The sequence below is a fragment of the Pseudomonas sp. BAY1663 genome (assembly GCF_000582595.1).
Classification (GTDB): Bacteria; Pseudomonadota; Gammaproteobacteria; order Pseudomonadales; family Pseudomonadaceae; genus Stutzerimonas; species Stutzerimonas stutzeri_AF.
Genome location: NZ_AZSV01000034.1, coordinates 23,684 through 43,309 on the forward strand (window position 1 = coordinate 23,684; position 19,626 = coordinate 43,309).

A 19,626-nucleotide genomic window follows, 5' to 3' on the forward strand; every position below is an offset into this window, starting at 1 on the left:
ATCAGCGACGGGTGACCAGGTAGCCGATCAGTGCGCAGGCGCCGGCGGCCAGCGCCACGGTGCACAAGGGATGCTCGCGGGCGCAGTCGCGGGCCATGCGGCTGGCCTCGCGGCTGCGCTGGGACAGCTCGGCATAGTGCTTGTCCCAGTGCTGGTCGTGCCAGAGCGATTCGGCGCGCGAACGCAGGTTATCCAGGTGGTGGCGCGAATCCCGTGCGGCGTCGTGGCGGAGTTCGTCCAGCGCACGCATCAGGCTGTCGATCTCGTGCTGGACTTCTTCGCGGGTGGTGGGCTTGTGGCTGAAGCGGGACATGGCGGGACCTCCCCTCGGTCAGTGTGAGCGTTAGACCCCGGAATCGCCCAGAGGTGCGCCGGCCCACGCACCCTGCCCGGCTCAGTCCAGCACCCCGTGCAGCACCTCGAAGACGATGCCGGTGGCAACGGCCACCAACAGCAGGTCGCTGCCGGTGCGCCGCCATTCGTAGCCGTGGTAGTGCGGCAGGTAGCGCAGCTGTTGCGGGCTCAGGCGCTTGCCCCAGCCCCGCGGCAGCGGCTTGCCCTTGACGATGTGCACGTGTGCCGGCAATGCCGGGCCGCGGCCGATGTGGTGGCGATTGGCATGGACCGAGCGATGCACCTCCCGGAAGTCGCTGGGCGGGTTCCGGTACTGCTGGCGCGCCGGTTGCGCTTGCGCCTTGTGCGGCTGCTTCGCGGCGGGCCGCTCGCGGTGCGCCGCGGCCGGTTGCTTGGCGTGCTGGCCATGCGGGTTGCTGCGTGCGGCCTGGTCGTGCGGCCCAGGTGCTGCCTGGGCCAGGGCACTGCCCAGGCAAAGGCCGATGATGCCCAGCGTGGTGACGAGACGGGAGGTTTTCATGGCGAGACCCTCGTTGCTGGAAGCCCAGCTCGGTTGAACGGTGCACTGCCCTCAGGCAGCGGACGGCCCCATCCTACGGGCGAAATGGCGGCGCGGGCCGTTGTCAGCACGGCTTTACCCGGACTTTTACATATCCCCGGCTTTTGTCAGCACGGCTTTACCTTGTTGCCCGCACGACGGCTGAGCGAGTCGTCGAATGATTCCCTATACTGCAGCGCAGAGCGCCCGGGGCGCCCCTTTCCAACCCCTTCGAGCCGGGAAACCCTATCGTGAATATTCGTCGTACGATGGCCAGCCTGCTGCTGCTCTGCATCGCCGCGCTACCCGCTATCCAGGCCCAGGCCGCAGGCAAGACGGCCGTCCAGGAACTCGCCTCCGGCAGCGCCCTGCTGGTCGATCTGAAGACCAACGAAGTGCTCTATTCCAGCAACCCCGACATGGTGGTGCCGATCGCGTCGGTGACCAAGCTGATGACCGCCATGGTCACCCTCGACGCCAAGCTGCCGCTGGACGAACAACTGGCGGTCACCATCCGTGACGCCAAGGAAATGCAGGACGTGTTCTCGCGCGTGCGCCTCGGCAGCGAGATCAGCCGCCGCGAACTGCTGCTGCTGACCCTGATGTCCTCGGAGAACCGCGCTGCCGCGAGCCTGGCGCACCACTATCCGGGCGGCTACACGGCGTTCGTCCAGGCGATGAACGCCAAGGCGCGGGCGCTGGGCATGACGCAGACTCACTATGTCGAGCCGACCGGGCTGTCCGAGCGCAACGTCTCCAGCGCCAAGGATCTGGTCAAGCTGGTCCGTGCCAGCCGCCAGTACCCGCTGATCCAGCAATTCAGCACCAGCGACGAGAAGACCGTGGCCTTCCGCAAGCCCAACTACACCCTCGGCTTTCGCAACACCAACGCGCTGGTGCGCAAGCACAACTGGGACATCCAGCTGAGCAAGACCGGCTTCACCAACGCCGCCGGCCACTGCCTGGTGATGAGCACCACCATGAACCAGCGCCCGGTGGCTTTCGTGGTGCTCGATGCGTTCGGCAAGTACACCCACATGGCCGATGCCAGCCGCCTGAAGAAGTGGCTGGAAACCGGCACCGTGACGCCTGTCCCTGCCGCGGCGCTCGCCTACAAGCAGCAGAAACAGGCGCAGCGCCAACTGGCTGCCAAGTCCGGCACGGCCGCCCAGGTCATGGCCGGGGCCCGTTGACACCGCCGACCGGCAAGCGGCGAACCGGGCGGCGGTAAACCCGGGACGGCGGACGCTCGGCAACGATTCTTGAGTTTGCGCAACTCTTTTTCCTGATAAACGTTCCTATCATGAACGTCATTCGCAACTGCGCTGTTCTGGACTGTCGATGAAGCATCGCCGTCTTCCTGCCTGGCTCGCCGGCCTGGCCCTGTTGATGCACCTGCTGAGCATGCCGCTGGCCGGCATGCTGCCGGCCGACGCCAAGCGCCTGCTCGGCTGGAGCGGCCATTGCCCGGCGATGCAGGCCGAGTTGCACCGGGCGCATGCGCTGCACGCCTCGGCAGCACCTGCCGAGCATGACCCGGGTAGCCACAGCGGGATGCCGCCGTGCTGTTGCTGCGCCGGTTCCGTCGGACTGGCGGCGCTGCCCAGCGCGGCGCCGTCGTTGCCGCAAGAAGCCGGTGCCAGTGTGATCAGCCGCACCGAACCGCGCAGCCATTGGCCGTTACCGCGGCAACGCTGGCCGGCGCTCAACCCCCGCGCTTCTCCCCTCGCCTGACGCCTGCCGGCGTCACTCTTCCTGCTACGCCTGAACGCCAGCGCGGCCCCCTGGGGCTTACGTGCCGGTGCCTGCCGACGGCTGCTCGCCGCGGCCATGCTGTTGCACTAAGGAAATACGCGAGATGTTGGAACATTCTGCGCACTCGTCGCGGCGCACCGTGCTGCCGCGCCTGCTCATCGCGGCCCTGGCTGCCGCCCATCTGCCGGCGGGTTTCGCCGAAACCGCCGCCACCGCCCTGTCGCTGGGCAACAGTACCGTTACCGCCCAATCGGGCGGCGCATTGCAGACCAGCAGTGTGATCAGCTCCGTGGACCTGCTGGGCGGCGATATCCTCGAGCAGCAACCGGTGCTCTATGCCTGGGAACTGTTTCGCCGTGCGCCGGGGGTGATGCTCACCGAATTCGGCCAGGGCACCACCTCGGGCAAGCTGTCCTTCCGCGGTTTCAACGGCGAAGGGGAAGTCAACGCGGTCAAGCTGCTGATCGACGGCATTCCCAGCAACAGCAACGATGGCAACATGCCCTACCTGGACATGCTGTTTCCGCTGGAGATCGACGGTATCGAGGTGGTGCGCGGCACCAACGACCCGCGCTACGGCCTGTACAACATCGCCGGCAACGTCGCCGTGCAGTCACGCATCGGCGGCGACTACGGCAAGGCGCGGTTGCGCTACGGCAGCTACGACACCCAGGAGCTGCAGCTGGCCAAGGGCATCGAAAGCGGCAACTGGACGCAGAACTACTTCATCGGCCAGCAGCGGAGCGACGGCTACCGCGACCATGCCGGCAGCGAGCGCAGCAGCCTGTCGGGCAAATGGTTCTACACGCCGGATGCCGGCAACTGGCGCCTCGGCCTGATCGCCCGCCACTACGAGGCCGAGGCCGACGAACCGGGCTACCTGTCGCGTGAGGACGCACGGCACTCGCCACACCAGTCCTATGCGCTGTCGGCCAGCGACATGGGCGAGCGGCGCATGAACCAGCTCAGCCTGCACCTGGACAGCCAGCTGACGAGCGACCTCAGCTGGGCGACCAAGGTCTGGCTGAATACCCTGGACGACGACCGCTGGGTACGTTTCTCCCAGGCCCAGCCGCAACAGCGGCGCACCACCGAGGAGAAGCACTACGGCGCGCGTACCTCGCTGACCTACCGCCCGGATGTCGCCTGGCTCCATGACCTGGCCCTCGAAGGCGGGCTGGACACCGAGCAGCAGCGCAACCGCAGCGAGCGCTACACCACCGTCGAACGCCAGGTCGTGACCCAGACCCGCGACCAGCGCTTCGACTACGACAGCTACGGCGCCTACCTGCAGGCGGTGATCCAGCCGGTGGAATCGCTGAAGATCATCCCGGCGTTTCGTGTCGATCGCATCGAGGGCGATTTCACCGACGAGCTGAGTGGCAACGACTATGCCATCAACGACTACGGCAGCATCGAGCAGCCGAAGATCAGCCTGATCTACACCCCCATCGAGCAGCTGAGCCTGTACGGCAACTGGGGCCGGACCTTCCAGATCGGTACCGGCGCGGCCGCCTACAAGGTGCCGCCGCGCACCGCGGACTTGTCGCCGTCGATCAACGACGGCTGGGAGACCGGCATCAAGTTCAGCCCGGCGCACTGGCTCGACGGGCGTGTCGCCTACTGGGAGCAGGTGGCCTCCGACGAGGTACGGCGCCGGCTCAACGATCCCAGCGGCGAGTCGGAAAACCTCGGCCAGACCCGGCGCTGGGGCTACGACGCCCAGCTCAACCTCTACCCCAGCGCGGACCTCAGCCTGTGGCTGGCGCATTCCTGGCAGTTCTCCGAGATCGAAAAGGCCGACCCCAGCCTGCCGGCCAGCCAGGGCCAGGAGATCGACCACGTGCCGCGCCGGCTGTATTCGGCCGGCAGCAGCTACCAGGCGACGCCGGCCCTGCAGCTCAGCGCCTGGCTCAACGGCCAGAGCGACTACTACCTCGAGCGCGAGAATACCCAGGGCAAGTTCGGCGGCTACGTGCTGTTCAACCTGGGCGCCAGCTACCAGCTGACCGAGCAACTGGCCGTCGACCTGCAGCTGAAGAACCTCACCGACCGCTACTACGAATACGTCTGGTACGACGGCGCCCAGACCCTGCATGCGCCGGGCGATGGCCGCGCGCTGTATGCCGCCGTGACCCTGGACTTCTGACCGCATGAAGCGCTACCTGTACCTGGCGCATCGCTGGCTCGGCATCGCCCTGGGGCTGTTCGTCCTGGCTTGGGTCGTCAGCGGCGTGGTGATGCTCTTCGTCGGCTACCCCAAGCTGACGCTGGCCGAGCATCTGGCGCGACTGGCACCGCTGGATGCCGGCTGCTGCATCGCGCCGGGTGCGGCGCTTGCCGCCAGTGGTGATCCGCGAACCCCGCTCAGTCTGCGCCTGACCGGTGCCGGCGGCGCGCCGCGCTACCTGCTGGACTACGGCGACGGACCGCTGCTGGCGGTGGACGCGCGCAGCGGTCGGCGCATCGAGCACATCGGCCCTGCCGAGGCCTTGGCCAGCGCGCGGCAGTTCGCCCGCGGGGCCGACGTGCGCCTGCTCGACCGGGTCGAAGAAGATGCCTGGACGCGCAATCATGCGCTGGCCCGCGAGCGCCCGCTGTATCGGATCCAGGCCGACGATGCCGAACAGCACCTGCTCTACGTCTCCAGCCACAGCGGGTTGGTGGTGCGCGATGCCAGCGCCCACGAGCGGGCCTGGAACCGGCTCGGTGCCTGGCTGCACTGGCTCTATCCGTTGCGCGAGGTGATGCCGAAGGAGGCCTGGTCGCCGCTGCTGGTCTATGGCGCCCTGCTCGGCGCGGTGCTGGTGCTGCTGGGCATGCTGATCGGTCTGCTGCGCTGGCGCTTCGCCGGGCGCTACCGCAACGGCTCGCACTCGCCCTACCCGGCCGGCGCCGGTCGCCTGCATCACGTCGGCGGCCTGCTGTTCGGAGCGGTACTGCTGCTCTGGCTGGTCAGAGGCCTGTTGTCGATGGAGCCCTGGGGCCTGTTCGACAAGCGTTCCACGGTCGCTGCCGGTGCGCTACAGCGGGCGCCGCTGCGTGCCGAGGCGTTGCCCACGGCGCTGGCGCCGGCTCTGCAGCGCCTGCGTCAGGCCGGCCTCGTCGCGGTGGAGCTGCAGTGGCACATGCTCGGCGACCGGTCGTACCTGCTCGGCCGCGATGCCCAGGGGGCGACGCGCATCCTGCCGGCAGACCTGAGCGAGCCGGTGCGGCAGCGCTTCGAGCGTGATGAACTGCAACGCCTTGCAAGCGCCGCCTGGCCCGGCCAGCGGTTGCAGTTCGACTGGCTGGAGCAGGAGGACTTCCATTACTACGCGCGCACCGAGCCGAGCCTGTACAGCCAGCTGCCGCGCCGGCTGCCGCTGCTGCGGGTGCGCTTCGACGATCCGGCCGCCACCTGGCTGCACCTGGACCCCTACAGCGGCACGCTCATCGAGCAGCTCGACCAGCGCCGGCGTGCGGTGCGCTGGGCGTTCAAGCTGCTGCACAGCTGGGACTGGCTGCCCTTGCTGCAGCGGCCGCTGCTGCGCGACGGCCTGCTGCTGGCCTTCAGCACGGGCGTGCTGGTGATCAGCCTGAGCGGCGTGTTGCTCGGCTGGCGCCGGCTCAGGCCGCGTGCCCGGCGTCGCCAGGCGCGCCGGCCGGCTTAGCCGCCGCGTTTGTCGTAGGCGTCACGAACGAGAAAGGACGGGCCGCCAACCGTTTCGGGCGAAGCGCCGCCCTCAGCCGGCCAGCACCGAATCCACCAGCGCCTTGGCCTCGGCCTGGATGCGCGCCAGGTGCGCCTCGCCTTCGAAGCTCTCGGCGTAGATCTTGTACACGTCCTCGGTGCCGGACGGCCGCGCGGCGAACCAGCCGTTCGCGGTTTCCACCTTCAGCCCGCCGATGGCCGCGCCGTTGCCCGGGGCCTCGGTGAGGATGCGCGTGATCGGCTGGCCGGCCAGCTCCTTCGCCGAGACCTGCGATGCCGACAGCTTGCCCAGGCGCGCCTTCTGCTCGCGATTGGCCGCGGCGTCGATGCGCTGGTACACCGGCGCACCGAAGCGCTCGGTCAGTGCCTGGTAGCGTTCGCTCGGGTCCTTGCCGGTCACGGCGGTGATCTCCGCGGCGAGCAGGCCGAGGATCAGCCCGTCCTTGTCGGTGGACCAGGCGCCGCCCTGCTTGTCGAGGAACGAAGCGCCGGCCGACTCCTCGCCGCCGAAGCCCAGGCTGCCGTCCATCAGGCCATCGACGAACCACTTGAAGCCCACCGGCACTTCCACCAGGCGACGGTCGATGCCGGCGGCAACACGGTCGATCATCGACGAGGACACCAGCGTCTTGCCGATGCCGGCCTCGGCGCCCCAGCCCGGACGATGGGTGAACAGGTATTCGATGGCCACCGCCAGGTAATGGTTGGGGTTCATCAGCCCGCCGGAGCGGGTGACGATGCCGTGGCGGTCATGGTCGGTGTCGCAGGCGAAGGCGACGTCGAAGCGGTCCTTGTTCTCGATCAGCCGGCCATGGCATGCGGCGAGCTGCAGTCCATGCGGATCTTGCCGTCCCAGTCCAGGCGCATGAAGCGGAAGGTCGGGTCGACCACCGTGGACAGCACCTCCAGCGGCAGGCCGAAGCGCTCGGCGATGCGCGGCCAGTAATGCACGCCGGCGCCGCCCAGCGGGTCGACGGCGAACTTCAGGCCCGAGCCGCGAATGGCGTCGAGGTCGATCACCTGCGCCAGCCCGCCGACATAGGCCTCGATGAAATCGAAGCGCTGGGTGGTGGCGGCCTTGAGCGCCTGGCGGTAATCCATGCGCTTCACACCCTCGAGACCGGCGACCAGCAGCGCATTGGCGCGCTCCTGAATCCACTTGGTCACGCCGGTGTCGGCCGGGCCGCCATTGGTGGGGTTGTACTTGAAGCCGCCGTCGCCCGGCGGGTTGTGCGACGGCGTGATGACGATGCCATCGGCCAGCCCGCTGGTGCGGCCGCGGTTGTAGCTGAGGATCGCGTTGGAGATCGCCGGGGTTGGCGTGTAGCCCGGCTCGCCGTTGGTTTCGCTGCAGCCGGCGTCGATACGCGTCTCGATGCCGTTGGCCGCCAGCACTTCCAGCGCCGAGACGAACGCCGGCTCGGACAGCGCGTGGGTGTCCATGCCCATGAACAGCGGGCCGTCGATGCCTTCCCGGCGGCGGTAATCGCAGATCGCCTGGGTGGTGGCGAGGATGTGCCACTCGTTGAAGCTGCCCTTGAGTGAGGAGCCGCGGTGCCCGGAGGTGCCGAACGCCACCTGCTGCGCCGGGTCGGACGGGTCCGGCCGGTCGCTGTAGTAGCGTGCCACTAGGCGCGGCAGGTGGGTCAGGGTGTGCGGGTCGGGCAGGCGTCCGGCGTTGGGGGCGATGCTCATGGGGCGGTCCTTTGTGAAGAAGGCGATACGCCGGCCGATCCGGGCGCGGCGAAGAGCGAATGAAACGCCAGTCGGCGTCGTTTATCCAGAGCTAAGACCGCAGCGACGGTGACGGTTCCCTGAGCGTACGCTGCAGCCGAACGCACTCGTCGCCCGGTCGGAACCTGCAGCGGGTTGGCCTTTCTTCTGCTTAGTGGCCGGCAGTTCGCCGGCTCGTCATCCGGAGGTGCAGCCATGAACGTCGACGAACGCATCCGCCAGCGCGCCTATGAAATCTGGGAAGCCGACGGCCGCCCCGCAGGCCGGGAAGCCGAACACTGGCAGCGTGCCCGGGACGAGATCGAGCCGTCCTACATGGAAGGCAGTGGCAAGGAAGGCAACGCCGAGGCCGGCGGTATCGAAAGCAGCGTGGCGATTCCGATGCCACGTTCGGGCGGCGGCGACCAGTAGTACGCGGCCTCAGCGCGCCGAGTCGGCACCCAGGCGCTCGCTGAGGTAATCGAGAAAGCAGGTGATACGCGAGGCCAGCGCGGTGTTGCGGTAGTACACCGCGTTGATCGGCTGGCGCACGTCGACCCGCTGCGCCGCCAATACCTCCACCAGATCGCCACGGGCGCGGTCGCCCTCGGTCATGAAATCCGACAGGCAGGCCAGCCCTTCGCCGGCCAGCGCCAGTTCGCGCACGGTGTCGCCGCTGGAAGCGCGCAGCGATGGCGTGATGCGCCAGGCCTCGCCGAGCTCATGGCGTAGCGGCCAGTCATTGAGGGTATCCGGCTCGGTGAAGCCGATCAGGCTGTGCCCGGCCAGCTCTTCGACCTGTTGCGGCGTGCCATGCCGCGCCAAATAGCCCGGGCTCGCCAGCACGCGCCGAAAGCTGTGGCACAGCGGCCGCGCATGCAGGCTGGAGTCGGGCAGGGCACCGATGCGGATGGCCAGATCAATGCGTCGCTCCAGCAGATCGACGATGCGGTCATCGCTGTGCAGCTCCAGCTCGATCAGCGGATAGCGCGCACGGAAATCGCCGATCAGCGGCACGATCACATGCAGCATGAACGGCGACGCGGTATTGACCCGCAAGCGCCCGGCCGGCGCCTGCCGCCGTAGCGCCATCTGCTCCTCGGCTTCCTCCACGCTGGCCAGGATGCGCCGTGCCTGCGCCAGGAACGCCGCGCCTTCCTCGGTCAGCTCGAGGCGCCGCGTGGTGCGGCGCAACAGCGTCACCGCCAGCTTGTCCTCCAGCCGACTCAACGCCCGGCTGACGCCAGAGGCGGTCTGTTCCAGCTGCTCGGCCGCAGCGCTGATCGAGCCACTGTCGACCACGCTGACAAAGGCGAGCATTTCGTCGAGGTTGGTTTTCATAAGGTGGGGGCGTGTGGATGGGAGCGGAGTGGTGGAGTCTGGCGGCAGTGGTGAATGGCTTCAACCAGGTAGTGCCGATCGCATCTTGATTGGCCGCTGCCCTGCAGCCGATCAACAGGACGAACACCCGCACGCCCTAGGCCAATGCGAGGATTAATCCATCGTCTGCTTTACCCGTAGGGAAGCAGTGGCTAATGTGCCATCACGCGCAGCAATTGCGCACTCGATCACGTTCCGCTGCGGCAACTTGACGTTGCACCGGCCCGTTTCCAAGGAAGGTACCGATGGCGCGCTTTTTCCCTGTTCGCTCCCAATGCCAGTTCGATACACGTGGCGAGCGGCGTTTTGCCGAGGAGAAAAGCGAGAGAAAAGGTGGCAGATTTATTATTCGCAGATGTTCCGTCCTGCTAGAAAAATAAATCTGCCCCCTTTGTTGTTCTAGGCAAATCAATCGAAACGCAGCTAAATGCACACCATAGGAAATTCCATGATCTTTTTCATTGCATTGGTTTTAGGTCTTATTCCAGCCATAATTGCAGCCCTTAAAGGGCGCCGCTTCTTTGTCTGGTGGATATATGGTGCTCTAATTTTTATTGTTGCCTTACCGCACTCGCTGTTCGCGTCGATATTGAAACGTTGCCCGCAGTGTAAGGAAAGTGCGCGGCGCGATGCAAATATATGCCCGCACTGCAGAACAGAATTTTTACATAATAAATCAATAGCGAAAACACAAAGTCAAACGGGAGCCTCACGTTATTCATCTAACAGTTGGCCGGAATAGCCCATAAGGGAAAGGGGGGCTAAGAGAAAAAGGGGGCAGGTTTATTTTTTATTTTCATAGGTGCTCGGGATGAGCAGGTGAGCTAAGCCGGATATTACGCTTTGAAGGAGTCACCATGGACGAAGTTGTAAGTGCCATCGTGGAATGGCTGGGTAACCCTCAAGCTTTTCTGCTAGGCGCCCGCCGCCGTATGGTTGGGTTTGGGTTGTAATGGCGGCTATATGGATAGGTGGGTGGCTGACAGCCCAAGAGCTGAAAGGCAAAAACAAAAAGGCTGAATAGCCAAGCCAACCAGACGCTGATTGACCATGAGCTTTCGGCAACTGCGCTGATTGAAACGGGCAAAACGTTAATCGAGCACTCAGCTCGACTTAAATTCGATCAAAAAGCGTATGTGCTAGATGTAAAGATCACATCTGGCACTGAAACGGAAGGGCTTATCCATAAAAAGTTCACGTCTTTATCCGAGGTAGAAGCGTTTTTAAGCAGCGAGACGGTATTCATCCTGTCAGATTTCAAGGTTTCTCCCTCAGCGTCCGCCTGAGCGAGGAATGGACGGATTTGTTTACCTTTCAGGTGGCTAGCTTCATAACACCCTGTCACTTTCTTCGGCGAAACCCTCAACCCTACAAGGTATGAAGCCATGCAACTAACGGCACTCCTCGTCCCAACCTATACGCAAATGCTCAAAACCCTCTCCGGCTGGCTGAAGAAGGCGCAGGCCCAGCTACCGGAATCCGAGGCGCAGGCGTTGTTATCCGTGCGGTTGGCGCCCGATATGTTTCCGCTGTCGACTCAGGTTCGCTTTGCCTGCGTGCAGGCGCGAGAAGCCGTGTGCCGGCTGAGGGGCGAGGCCTTCCCGGCTGCCATCAACGAGCTGCTGGACGAGGGGCGGCAGGCTGGTGAGCGGCCGGGCTCGCTGGCCGATGCCTATGCCCGGATCGATGAGACGGTGGCGTTGCTCGACGGGCTTGCGGCCGATGCGCTGGATGCCAACACGGACAAGCCAATCGCCCACGAGCTGGCAAACGGGATGATCTTCGACCTGACCGCAGAACAATACGCCCGTGACTGGACGCTGGCGCAGTTCTATTTCCACGTGATGACCGCGTATTCGATCCTGCGTAAGGAAGGGATCGAGCTGGGCAAGGCGGATTACGTGGCGCATATGCTGCCGTATCTGCGGCCGGAATCGGTTCCGAAGGGGTAGCGAGGTAGCCTGGACGTAACGCGTGGAAAAGGCTTCGCCGTTTTCCACCCTACGTGATACCGGCGAAGGCGTGGCGTAGGGTGGACAACGCTGCGCTTGTCCACCGATGCGAATCGACGGGCAGGGCATGTGGTTGGCGAAACGCTCGCGGGCTTGGGGCGTCCAACCGGGATGCCGCGCCCGCGCGGTCGTATTTGCGAACGACGTTCGCCCACCTCGTCACAAAGCAGACTTCCCCATGCTGTTCCGCCGTTTCGAAAACCTCATCGATGTCTTCAAGCCCAGCCCGGACGTCGCGCCGCCGGCCGGGATGCTGCGCTTCTATGCCCATTACCTGAAGCAGGTCTGGCCGTTGATGACGGCCGTGCTGGTGGTCGGCTTTTTCGCCGCGCTGATCGAGGTGGCGCTGTTCAGCTTTCTCGGCCAGTTGATCGATATGGCCCAGGCGACCGATGACGCGCGGACCTTCTTTGCCGAGCACCGCAACGAGTTGCTGTGGATGGCGGCGGTGGCGCTGGTCATCCGGCCGCTGGTGTTCGGCCTGCACAACCTGCTGACGCATCAGGCGATCAACCCGGGGCTGACCAATCTGATCCGCTGGCAGAACCATCGCTACGTGCTCAAGCAGAGCTTGAACTTCTTCCAGAACGACTTCGCCGGGCGCATCGCCCAGCGGGTGATGCAGACCGGGCCGTCGCTGCGCGATTCGGCCATGCAGGTGATCGATGCGCTGTGGCACGTGGTGGTTTATGCCGGCAGCGCGCTGTATCTGTTCGCCGCTGCCGATCTGCGTTTGATAGTGCCGTTGCTGCTGTGGATCGTCGGCTACAGCGCCGCGCTCTGGTACTTCGTGCCGCGTATCCGTGCGCGTTCGGCGGCGGCGTCCGCGGCGCGTTCGAAGGTGATGGGGCGGGTGGTGGACGGCTACAGCAACGTCGCCACGCTCAAGCTGTTCGCCCATTCGCGCGAGGAGGAGAGCTACGCCCGCGAGGCGATGCAGGAGCTGCTCGGCAAGTTCCGCCTGCAGTCGCGGGTGATCACCAGCCTGGATTTCCTCATCACCTGCATGAACGGCCTGTTGATCGTCGGCACCGGCGCGCTGGCGCTGTGGCTGTGGCGCGAGGCGCTGATCACCACAGGCGCCATCGCCCTGGCGCTGGGCCTGGTGATCCGCATCAACAACATGGCCGAGTGGATCATGTGGGTGGTCAACGGCATCTTCGAGAACGTCGGCACCGTGCAGGACGGCATGAAGAGCATCGTCCGGCCGCGCGACGTGCTCGACCCCGAGGACGCCAGGCCGCTGCAGGTGGAGCAGGGCGCCGTGCGCTTCGAGGATGTGCATTTCCACTACGGCAAAAGCGGCGGGGTGATCAGCGGGCTGACCATCGATATTCGCCCGGGCGAGAAGATCGGTCTGGTCGGGCCGTCCGGTGCGGGCAAGTCGACGCTGGTCAACCTGCTGCTGCGCCTCTATGACCTGGAGAGCGGGCGCATCCTGATCGACGGGCAGAACGTCGACGAGGTCAGCCAGGAGAGCCTGCGCGCCAATATCGGCGTGGTCACCCAGGACACGGCGCTGCTGCACCGTTCCATCCGCGACAACCTGCGCTACGGCAAGCCCGATGCCAGCGAGGAAGAGCTCTGGGCCGCGGCACGCAAGGCCCGCGCGGACGCGTTCATCAAGTCCCTGGACGACGGCCAGGGCGGCAAGGGCTTCGAGGCGATGGTCGGCGAGCGCGGCGTGAAGCTCTCCGGCGGGCAACGACAGCGCATCGCCATCGCCCGGGTGCTGCTCAAGGACGCGCCGATCCTGGTGCTCGACGAAGCCACCTCGGCGCTGGATTCGGAGATCGAGGCGGCGATTCAGGAGAGCCTGGATACTCTGATGGAAGGCAAGACGGTGATCGCCATCGCCCACCGGCTGTCGACCATCGCGCGCATGGATCGGCTGGTGGTGATCGACCAGGGCCAGGTGATCGAGAGCGGCACCCACGCCGAGCTGATCGCCCGCGGCGGGCTCTATGCGCGGCTGTGGCAGCACCAGACCGGTGGCTTCGTCGGGGTGGATTGAGGCTGGCCGCAGCAGCGGCGGGTCGGAGTCCCCATCTTCGGCGGGCTGGCGGCACCTCCGCGTTATTGTTGATATCGAGTCAAAGGTGTTTGGATGATTGAGCGGTTTTTCCGCATGAGTCTGGCCCGGATACTGCGCGCCATCCACTCTTGAGGAGTCACCCATGCCCATTGCCCTGTTCGCGCTGACCCTCAGTGCATTCGCCATCGGCACGACGGAGTTCGTCATCGTCGGCCTGTTACCCACCATTGCCGGCGACCTCGGCATCGATCTGCCCTCGGCGGGCCTGCTGGTCAGCCTCTATGCGCTTGGCGTGGCGGTCGGCGCGCCGTTGCTCACCGCGCTGACCGGCAAGCTGCCGCGCAAGGCACTGCTACTCGGCCTGATGTTGCTGTTCACCGCCGGTAACCTGCTGGCCTGGCAGGCGCCAGGGTACGAATCGCTGATCGTTGCGCGCCTCGTCACCGGCCTGGCCCACGGCGTGTTCTTCTCCATCGGCTCGACCATCGCCACCAGCCTGGTGGCGAAGGAGAAGGCGGCCAGCGCCATCGCCATCATGTTCACCGGCCTGACCGTGGCGCTGGTTACCGGCGTGCCGCTGGGTACCTTCATCGGCCAGCACTTCGGCTGGCGCGAGACCTTTCTCGCGGTATCCGCCCTGGGCGTGATCGCCTTCGTCGGCAGCCTGTTGTTCGTGCCCAAGGGCATCCGTCACACGCCACCCGCTTCGCTACTGGCCCAGCTCGGCGTGCTCAAGCAGCCGCGGCTGTTGCTGGTGTACGCGATGACCGCGCTGGGCTACGGCGGCACCTTCACCGCCTTCACCTTCCTCGCGCCGATCCTGCAGGACATCAGCGGCTTCAGCGCCAATGCGGTGAGCCTGGTGCTGCTGGTCTACGGGGTATCGGTGGCGGTGGGCAACATATGGGGTGGCAAGCTGGCCGACGGACGCGGGCCGATCGGCGCGCTGAAGCTGATCTTCGCCCTGCTCGCCGCGGTATTGCTGCTGCTCACCTTCACCGCCGGCAATGCCTGGCTGGCTCTGGGTACCGTGCTGCTCTGGGGCGCCGTGGCGTTCGGCAACGTGCCGGGCCTGCAACTTTACGTGGTCCGGCAAGCCGAACAGTTCAGCCCGCAGGCGGTGGACGTGGCCTCGGGGCTGAACATCGCCGCCTTCAATCTGGGTATCGCCGGCGGTGCCTGGCTCGGCGGGCACATCGTCGCCGACCTCGGCCTGATCCACACCGCCTGGATCGGTGCGCTGGTGGTCCTGCTGGCACTGGCGCTGACCGCCTGGGCCGGGAGCCTGGACCAGCGCGCCCCGGCGCCTCAGACGCAAGGCGGCACACTGGCCCCCGTTCACTGATCCCCTTAGAAGGAGCATTCCATGCAACAGATTCCTGCCATCGGCCTCGGCACCTTTCGCCTGAAGGGCCAGGCCGTCATCGACTCCGTACGCACCGGCCTGGAACTGGGCTACCGCCATATCGACACCGCGCAGATCTACGGCAACGAGGCCGAAGTCGGCCAGGCCATCGCCGCCAGCGGCGTGGCCCGCGACGAGCTGTTCGTCACCACCAAGATCTGGACGGAAAACCTCGGCGCTGGCCGAGTCATCGCCAGCTTGCAGGAAAGCCTGCAGCGGCTCGGCCTGGAGCAGGTCGACCTGTGCTTGATCCACTGGCCATCGCCCAACGATGCGATTCCCGTGGCGCAATACCTGGGCGAGCTGCTGGAAGCCAGGCGCCAGGGCCTGACGGCTGCCATCGGCGTCTCCAACTTCACCATTGCTCACCTGCGCGAGGCCATCGCCGCCGTCGGCCGCGAAGCGATCGCCACCAACCAGGTGGAAATCCACCCACTGCTGCAGAACCGCAAACTGGTGGCTTTCGCCCGCGAGCAGGGCCTCCATGTCACCGCCTACATGCCGCTGGCCTATGGCAAGGTGCTGGCCGAGCCGGTGATCCAGCGCATCGCCGCCAACCATGGCGCCAGCCTGCGCAGGTAGCGCTGGCCTGGTCACTGCAGCAAGGCTATGCGGTGATCCCGTCCTCGACCAAGCGTGAAAACCTGGCCGCCAATCTGGCTGCCGCCGAACTGCGTTTGAGCGAGCAGGACATGGCCGCCATCGCCGCCCTTGAGCGTGGCGAGCGGGTCGCCAATCCGGACTTCGCGCCGGCCTGGGATTGAGTACCGGGGGGCGGTGCTTGCCTGTCTTCGCTTCGCCTGTACTGCTCAAGGCGACGCTAGCGGAGGATTGTCTGGCCTGGAGTCTTGGCAAGGCCGGGCAGCGGCAACCGTTGGCCGGCGTGGGGATGGATCGAGCGGGCAGGGAGGTGGAAAAGGCCGCGCCGTTTTCCACCCTGCGAGGATTGGCGGCGGCTCAGTCGAGGTCCGCCGCGCTGTGGCGCTCGGGCGCCTGTTCGGACTCGTCGCCCCAGCTGCGGTTGACCTTGCGCCCGCGGACGACCGCCGGGCGTGCGGCGATCTCCTTCGCCCAGCGCTGCACGTGCCGGTATTCCTGCACCGAGAGGAATTCGGCGGCGTCGTACAGCTCGCCCAGTACCAGCCCGCCGTACCAGGGCCAGATGGCCATGTCGGCGATGCTGTAGTCGTCGCCGGCGATGTAGCGATGCCCGGCCAGCTGGCGGTCGAGCACGTCGAGCTGGCGCTTGGTTTCCATGGCGTAGCGGTTGATCGGGTATTCGTACTTTTCCGGGGCGTAGGCATAGAAGTGGCCGAAACCGCCGCCGAGGAAGGGCGCCGAGCCCATCTGCCAGAACAGCCAGTTGAGCGTCTCGGTGCGCGCGCGGATTTCGGTGGGCAGGAAGGCGCCGAACTTCTCCGCCAGGTAGACCAGGATCGAACCGGACTCGAACACCCGCAACGGTTCGCCGTCGACGCTGCGATCCACCAGTGCGGGAATCTTCGAGTTCGGGTTGATCTCGACGAAGCCGCTGCCGAACTGGTCGCCATCGCCGATGTTGATCAGCCAGGCGTCGTACTCGGCGCCGCTGTGGCCGAGGGCGAGCAGCTCTTCGAGCATGATGCCGACCTTCACTCCATTGGGCGTGGCCAGCGAATACAGCTGCAGCGGGTGCTTGCCCACCGGCAGCGCCTTCTCCTCGCGCGCACCGGCGGTCGGGGCGTTGATATTGGCGAACTTGCCGCCGGAGGGCGCGTCGTGGCTCCAGACCTTCGGCGGTACGTAGGCGGTATCAGGCATGGCGATCTCCTCGAGTGGATACGGGTGTGCGCAGCATGTTACGCGCGCGACCGGGGTGGCCGAAATCGAGCCGGTCGATAGTCCTCATCGACGGTCGGTTATAGACCTCCTTTCAGGCCGAGACCAAATACTGCCGGGAGAGTTTTTTGCCGCCGCTCGTGATGGCCCGAAGATGGCCGCCAGGGTTGGCAGGCCACAAAAAACCGCGGCTCGGATGACCGGGCCGCGGTTTTTCATTCGAGCAGGGCAGTGCGGTTACTCGCGCGCGCCGCGTACGCCGGCACTGATCTCGCGGCACAGCCCCAGCACGCCCTCGACGGCTTGCTCGCCGGTCTTGGCATTGGCGATCTGGTCGACCAGCGCCGAGCCCACCACCACGCCCTCGGTCAGCCGGGCGATGGCCGCCGCCTGTTCCGGGGTGCGGATGCCGAAGCCGACGCACACCGGCAGCTCGGTATGGCGCTTGAGGCGGGCGACGGCCTGCTCGACGTGCTCCAGCGTCGCCGAACCCGCGCCGGTCACGCCGGCCACCGAGACGTAGTAGACGAAGCCCGAGCTGCCGTTCAGCACGACCGGCAGGCGCTTGTCGTCGGTGGTCGGGGTGGTCAGGCGGATGAAGTCGATGCCCGCGGCCTGGGCCGGGTCGCAGAGGTCCTCGTTGTGCTCCGGCGGCAGGTCGACGACGATCAGGCCGTCGACGCCGGCGGCCAGCGCATCCTCGACGAAGCGCGGCACGCCGTAGTGGTGGATGGGGTTGAAGTAGCCCATCAGCACCAGCGGGGTGGTCTGATCCTGCGTGCGGAATTCGCGGACCATCTGCAGCGTCTTGAGCATGTTCTGCTTGCCGGCCAGGGCGCGCAGGTTGGCCAGCTGGATCGCCGGGCCGTCGGCCATCGGGTCGGTGAACGGCATGCCCAGCTCGATCACGTCGGCACCGGCGGCCGGCAGGCCCTTGAGGATGGCCAGGGAGGTGGCGTAGTCCGGGTCGCCGGCGGTGACGAAGGTGACCAGGGCGGCACGGCCCTGCTGCTTGAGTTCGGCGAAGCGGGTCTCGAGGCGGCTCATATGCGCTCCTCCTGTTCGGCAAAGTGGTGCATGACGGTCTGCATGTCCTTGTCGCCGCGCCCGGACAGGTTGACCACCATCAGATGGTCCTTCGGCAGCTTCGGCGCGCGCTTGAACACTTCGGCCAGCGCGTGGGACGACTCCAGAGCCGGGATGATGCCTTCCAGGCGGCAGCACTGGTGGAAGGCGTCGAGCGCCTCCTGGTCGGTGATCGAGGTGTACTCGACGCGGCCGATGTCGTGCAGCCAGGCATGCTCGGGGCCGATGCCGGGGTAATCCAGGCCGGCGGAAATGGAGTGGGCGTCGATGATCTGGCCGTCGTCGTCCTGCAGCAGGAAGGTGCGGTTGCCATGCAGCACGCCGGGTTCGCCGCCGTTGAGGCTGGCGGCGTGCTTGCCGGTCTCGATGCCGTAGCCGGCGGCCTCGACGCCGACGATCTTCACGCTGGCGTCGTCGAGGAACGGGTGGAACAGGCCCATGGCGTTGGAGCCGCCGCCGATGCAGGCCACCAGCGAGTCGGGCAGGCGGCCTTCCTGGGCCTGCAGCTGGTCGCGGGTCTCCTTGCCGATCACCGCCTGGAAGTCGCGGACCATGGCCGGGTAGGGGTGCGGGCCGGCGACGGTGCCGATCAGGTAGAAGGTACTGTCGACGTTGGTCACCCAGTCGCGCAGCGCCTCGTTCATGGCGTCCTTGAGGGTGCCGGTGCCGGCGGTGACCGGGATCACCTCGGCGCCGAGCAGCTTCATGCGGAAGACGTTGGCCTGCTGGCGGTCGATGTCGGTGGTGCCCATGTAGATCACGCATTGCATGCCGAAGCGCGCGGCCACGGTGGCGGTGGCCACGCCGTGCATGCCGGCGCCGGTCTCGGCGATGATACGCTGCTTGCCCATGCGCCGGGCCAGGAGGATCTGGCCGATGCAGTTGTTGATCTTGTGCGCGCCGGTGTGGTTCAGCTCCTCGCGCTTGAGGTAGATCTTCGCGCCGCCGCAGAACTCGGTCAGGCGTTCGGCGAAGTACAGCGGCGAGGGGCGGCCGACGTAGTCGCGCTGGAAGTAGGCGAGTTCCTTGGCGAACTCGGGGTCCTGCTTGGCCTTCTCGTATTCGGCGGCCAGCTCGTGGATCAGCGGCATCAGGGTTTCGGCGACGTACTGGCCGCCGAACGAGCCGAACAGGCCGCGGGCGTCGGGGCCGTTGCGGTATGAAGTCATGAGCGATCTCCTGGAGTTCTTTTGTAGGAGCGGCCCTTGGCCGCGAATGAAACCACGCCAATGACCGGGCTACCGGTTCGCGGGCATGGCCCGCTCCTACGCGATTGCATGCACCCTAACCGGATGCGGCGGGGAAAAAAAGCGATAAGATCGCTGCAACTCGTCAGGAAAACTCAACTATGCAAGCCAGCCTCCCGCCACTCAACGCCTTGCGCGCCTTCGAGGCCGTGGCCCGGCTCGGCAGCCTGAAGCAGGCGGCCAGCGAGCTGCACGTCACCCACGGCGCCATCAGTCGACAGGTTCGACAACTGGAAGAGCAGCTTGGCCTGGCCCTGCTGGCCAAGGAAGGACGCGGCGTAAAACTCACCGATGCCGGCCTGCGCCTGCGCGATGCCGCCAGCGATGCCTTCGAGCGCCTGCGCAGCACCTGCGCCGAGCTGCAGCGGCAGACCGCCGAGGCGCCGTTCGTGCTCGGCTGTCCCGGCAGCCTGCTGGCGCGCTGGTTCATCCCGCGGCTGGACCGGCTCAACCGCGAGCTGCCGGAGCTGCGCCTGCAGCTGTCGGCCAGCGAGGGCGAGCTGGACCCGCGCCGGCCCGGGCTGGACGCCACGCTGTGGTACGCCGAGCCGCCCTGGCCGGCGGACATGCGGGTGTTCGAGCCTGGCCG

General features: G+C 66.3%; 16 protein-coding genes and 2 pseudogenes. 11 read left to right on the top strand and 7 right to left on the bottom strand.

The window, feature by feature from the left end:
• Window position 1: 1 nt before the first annotated feature.
• Both BAY1663_RS11680 and BAY1663_RS11685 read right to left on the bottom strand, forming a co-directional pair.
• Window positions 2–313 carry a YqjD family protein gene (locus BAY1663_RS11680; RefSeq protein WP_037040880.1) on the bottom strand — a complete coding sequence of 104 codons (312 nt, stop codon included), beginning with the start codon at window positions 311–313 and terminating at the stop codon, window positions 2–4.
• 81 nt (window positions 314–394) lie between these two features.
• Entirely contained in the window at window positions 395–874 is a 480-nt protein-coding gene (locus BAY1663_RS11685) for an anti-virulence regulator CigR family protein (RefSeq protein WP_037040888.1), read from the bottom strand.
• Between the two features lie 269 nt (window positions 875–1,143).
• On the opposite strand from BAY1663_RS11685, the gene pbpG reads away from it, so the two are divergent.
• The 4 genes from pbpG (at window position 1,144) to BAY1663_RS11705 (ending at window position 6,300) form a co-directional block, all read left to right on the top strand.
• Window positions 1,144–2,085, top strand: coding sequence for a D-alanyl-D-alanine endopeptidase (pbpG, locus tag BAY1663_RS11690; protein ID WP_037040898.1), 942 nt, complete (start codon window positions 1,144–1,146; stop codon window positions 2,083–2,085).
• A gap of 148 nt (window positions 2,086–2,233) precedes the next feature.
• Window positions 2,234–2,626, top strand: coding sequence for a DUF2946 domain-containing protein (locus BAY1663_RS11695; protein ID WP_037040900.1), 393 nt, complete (start codon window positions 2,234–2,236; stop codon window positions 2,624–2,626).
• Window positions 2,627–2,750: 124 nt separating this feature from the next.
• A complete protein-coding gene (locus tag BAY1663_RS11700) occupies window positions 2,751–4,796 on the top strand; it encodes a TonB-dependent receptor (RefSeq protein WP_037040902.1) in 2,046 nt (681 codons plus the stop codon).
• 4 nt (window positions 4,797–4,800) lie between these two features.
• On the top strand, window positions 4,801–6,300 hold the full coding sequence (locus tag BAY1663_RS11705) for a sodium:proline symporter (RefSeq protein WP_037040904.1): 1,500 nt from the start codon (window positions 4,801–4,803) through the stop codon (window positions 6,298–6,300).
• A 72-nt stretch (window positions 6,301–6,372) separates the two neighbouring features.
• On the opposite strand, the pseudogene pgm reads toward BAY1663_RS11705, so the two are convergent.
• Window positions 6,373–8,036, bottom strand: a pseudogene (pgm, locus tag BAY1663_RS11710) (phosphoglucomutase (alpha-D-glucose-1,6-bisphosphate-dependent)).
• Window positions 8,037–8,270: 234 nt separating this feature from the next.
• Here pgm and BAY1663_RS11715 point away from each other — a divergent pair.
• Window positions 8,271–8,486 (top strand): DUF2934 domain-containing protein, encoded by a 216-nt coding sequence (locus tag BAY1663_RS11715; protein ID WP_037040906.1) that lies wholly within the window; start codon window positions 8,271–8,273, stop codon window positions 8,484–8,486.
• A gap of 9 nt (window positions 8,487–8,495) precedes the next feature.
• On the opposite strand, the gene BAY1663_RS11720 is transcribed toward BAY1663_RS11715, so the two are convergent.
• On the bottom strand, window positions 8,496–9,395 hold the full coding sequence (locus BAY1663_RS11720) for a LysR substrate-binding domain-containing protein (protein WP_037040909.1): 900 nt from the start codon (window positions 9,393–9,395) through the stop codon (window positions 8,496–8,498).
• A gap of 487 nt (window positions 9,396–9,882) precedes the next feature.
• Here BAY1663_RS11720 and BAY1663_RS23780 point away from each other — a divergent pair, with 487 nt between their 5' ends.
• The 5 genes and pseudogenes from BAY1663_RS23780 to dkgB all read left to right on the top strand — a co-directional run bounded on the left by BAY1663_RS23780 (window position 9,883) and on the right by dkgB (window position 15,650).
• Entirely contained in the window at window positions 9,883–10,176 is a 294-nt protein-coding gene (locus tag BAY1663_RS23780) for a zinc ribbon domain-containing protein (protein WP_128576255.1), read from the top strand.
• Between the two features lie 643 nt (window positions 10,177–10,819).
• Window positions 10,820–11,386 (top strand): DUF1993 family protein, encoded by a 567-nt coding sequence (locus BAY1663_RS11725; protein WP_128576257.1) that lies wholly within the window; start codon window positions 10,820–10,822, stop codon window positions 11,384–11,386.
• Between the two features lie 238 nt (window positions 11,387–11,624).
• Entirely contained in the window at window positions 11,625–13,460 is a 1,836-nt protein-coding gene (locus tag BAY1663_RS11730) for an ABC transporter ATP-binding protein (RefSeq protein ID WP_037040915.1), read from the top strand.
• Between the two features lie 163 nt (window positions 13,461–13,623).
• Complete coding sequence (locus tag BAY1663_RS11735; RefSeq protein ID WP_037040918.1) at window positions 13,624–14,826, top strand: MFS transporter; 1,203 nt, start codon at window positions 13,624–13,626, stop codon at window positions 14,824–14,826.
• A 21-nt stretch (window positions 14,827–14,847) separates the two neighbouring features.
• Window positions 14,848–15,650: pseudogene (gene dkgB, locus BAY1663_RS11740) on the top strand (2,5-didehydrogluconate reductase DkgB).
• Window positions 15,651–15,843: 193 nt separating this feature from the next.
• Here dkgB and yghU read toward each other — a convergent pair.
• The 3 genes from yghU to trpB form a co-directional block, all read right to left on the bottom strand.
• Entirely contained in the window at window positions 15,844–16,686 is an 843-nt protein-coding gene (yghU, locus tag BAY1663_RS11745) for a glutathione-dependent disulfide-bond oxidoreductase (RefSeq protein WP_037040931.1), read from the bottom strand.
• 255 nt (window positions 16,687–16,941) lie between these two features.
• Window positions 16,942–17,751 carry a tryptophan synthase subunit alpha gene (gene trpA / locus BAY1663_RS11750; protein ID WP_037040934.1) on the bottom strand — a complete coding sequence of 270 codons (810 nt, stop codon included), beginning with the start codon at window positions 17,749–17,751 and terminating at the stop codon, window positions 16,942–16,944.
• Window positions 17,748–18,959 (bottom strand): tryptophan synthase subunit beta, encoded by a 1,212-nt coding sequence (gene trpB, locus BAY1663_RS11755; protein ID WP_037040937.1) that lies wholly within the window; start codon window positions 18,957–18,959, stop codon window positions 17,748–17,750. The genes trpA and trpB overlap by 4 nt, the downstream gene beginning before the upstream one ends.
• A gap of 179 nt (window positions 18,960–19,138) precedes the next feature.
• Between trpB and BAY1663_RS11760 the strand changes: the two genes are divergently transcribed.
• On the top strand, window positions 19,139–19,626 hold a 488-nt coding region (locus BAY1663_RS11760; protein ID WP_037040939.1), incomplete at its 3' end, for a LysR family transcriptional regulator.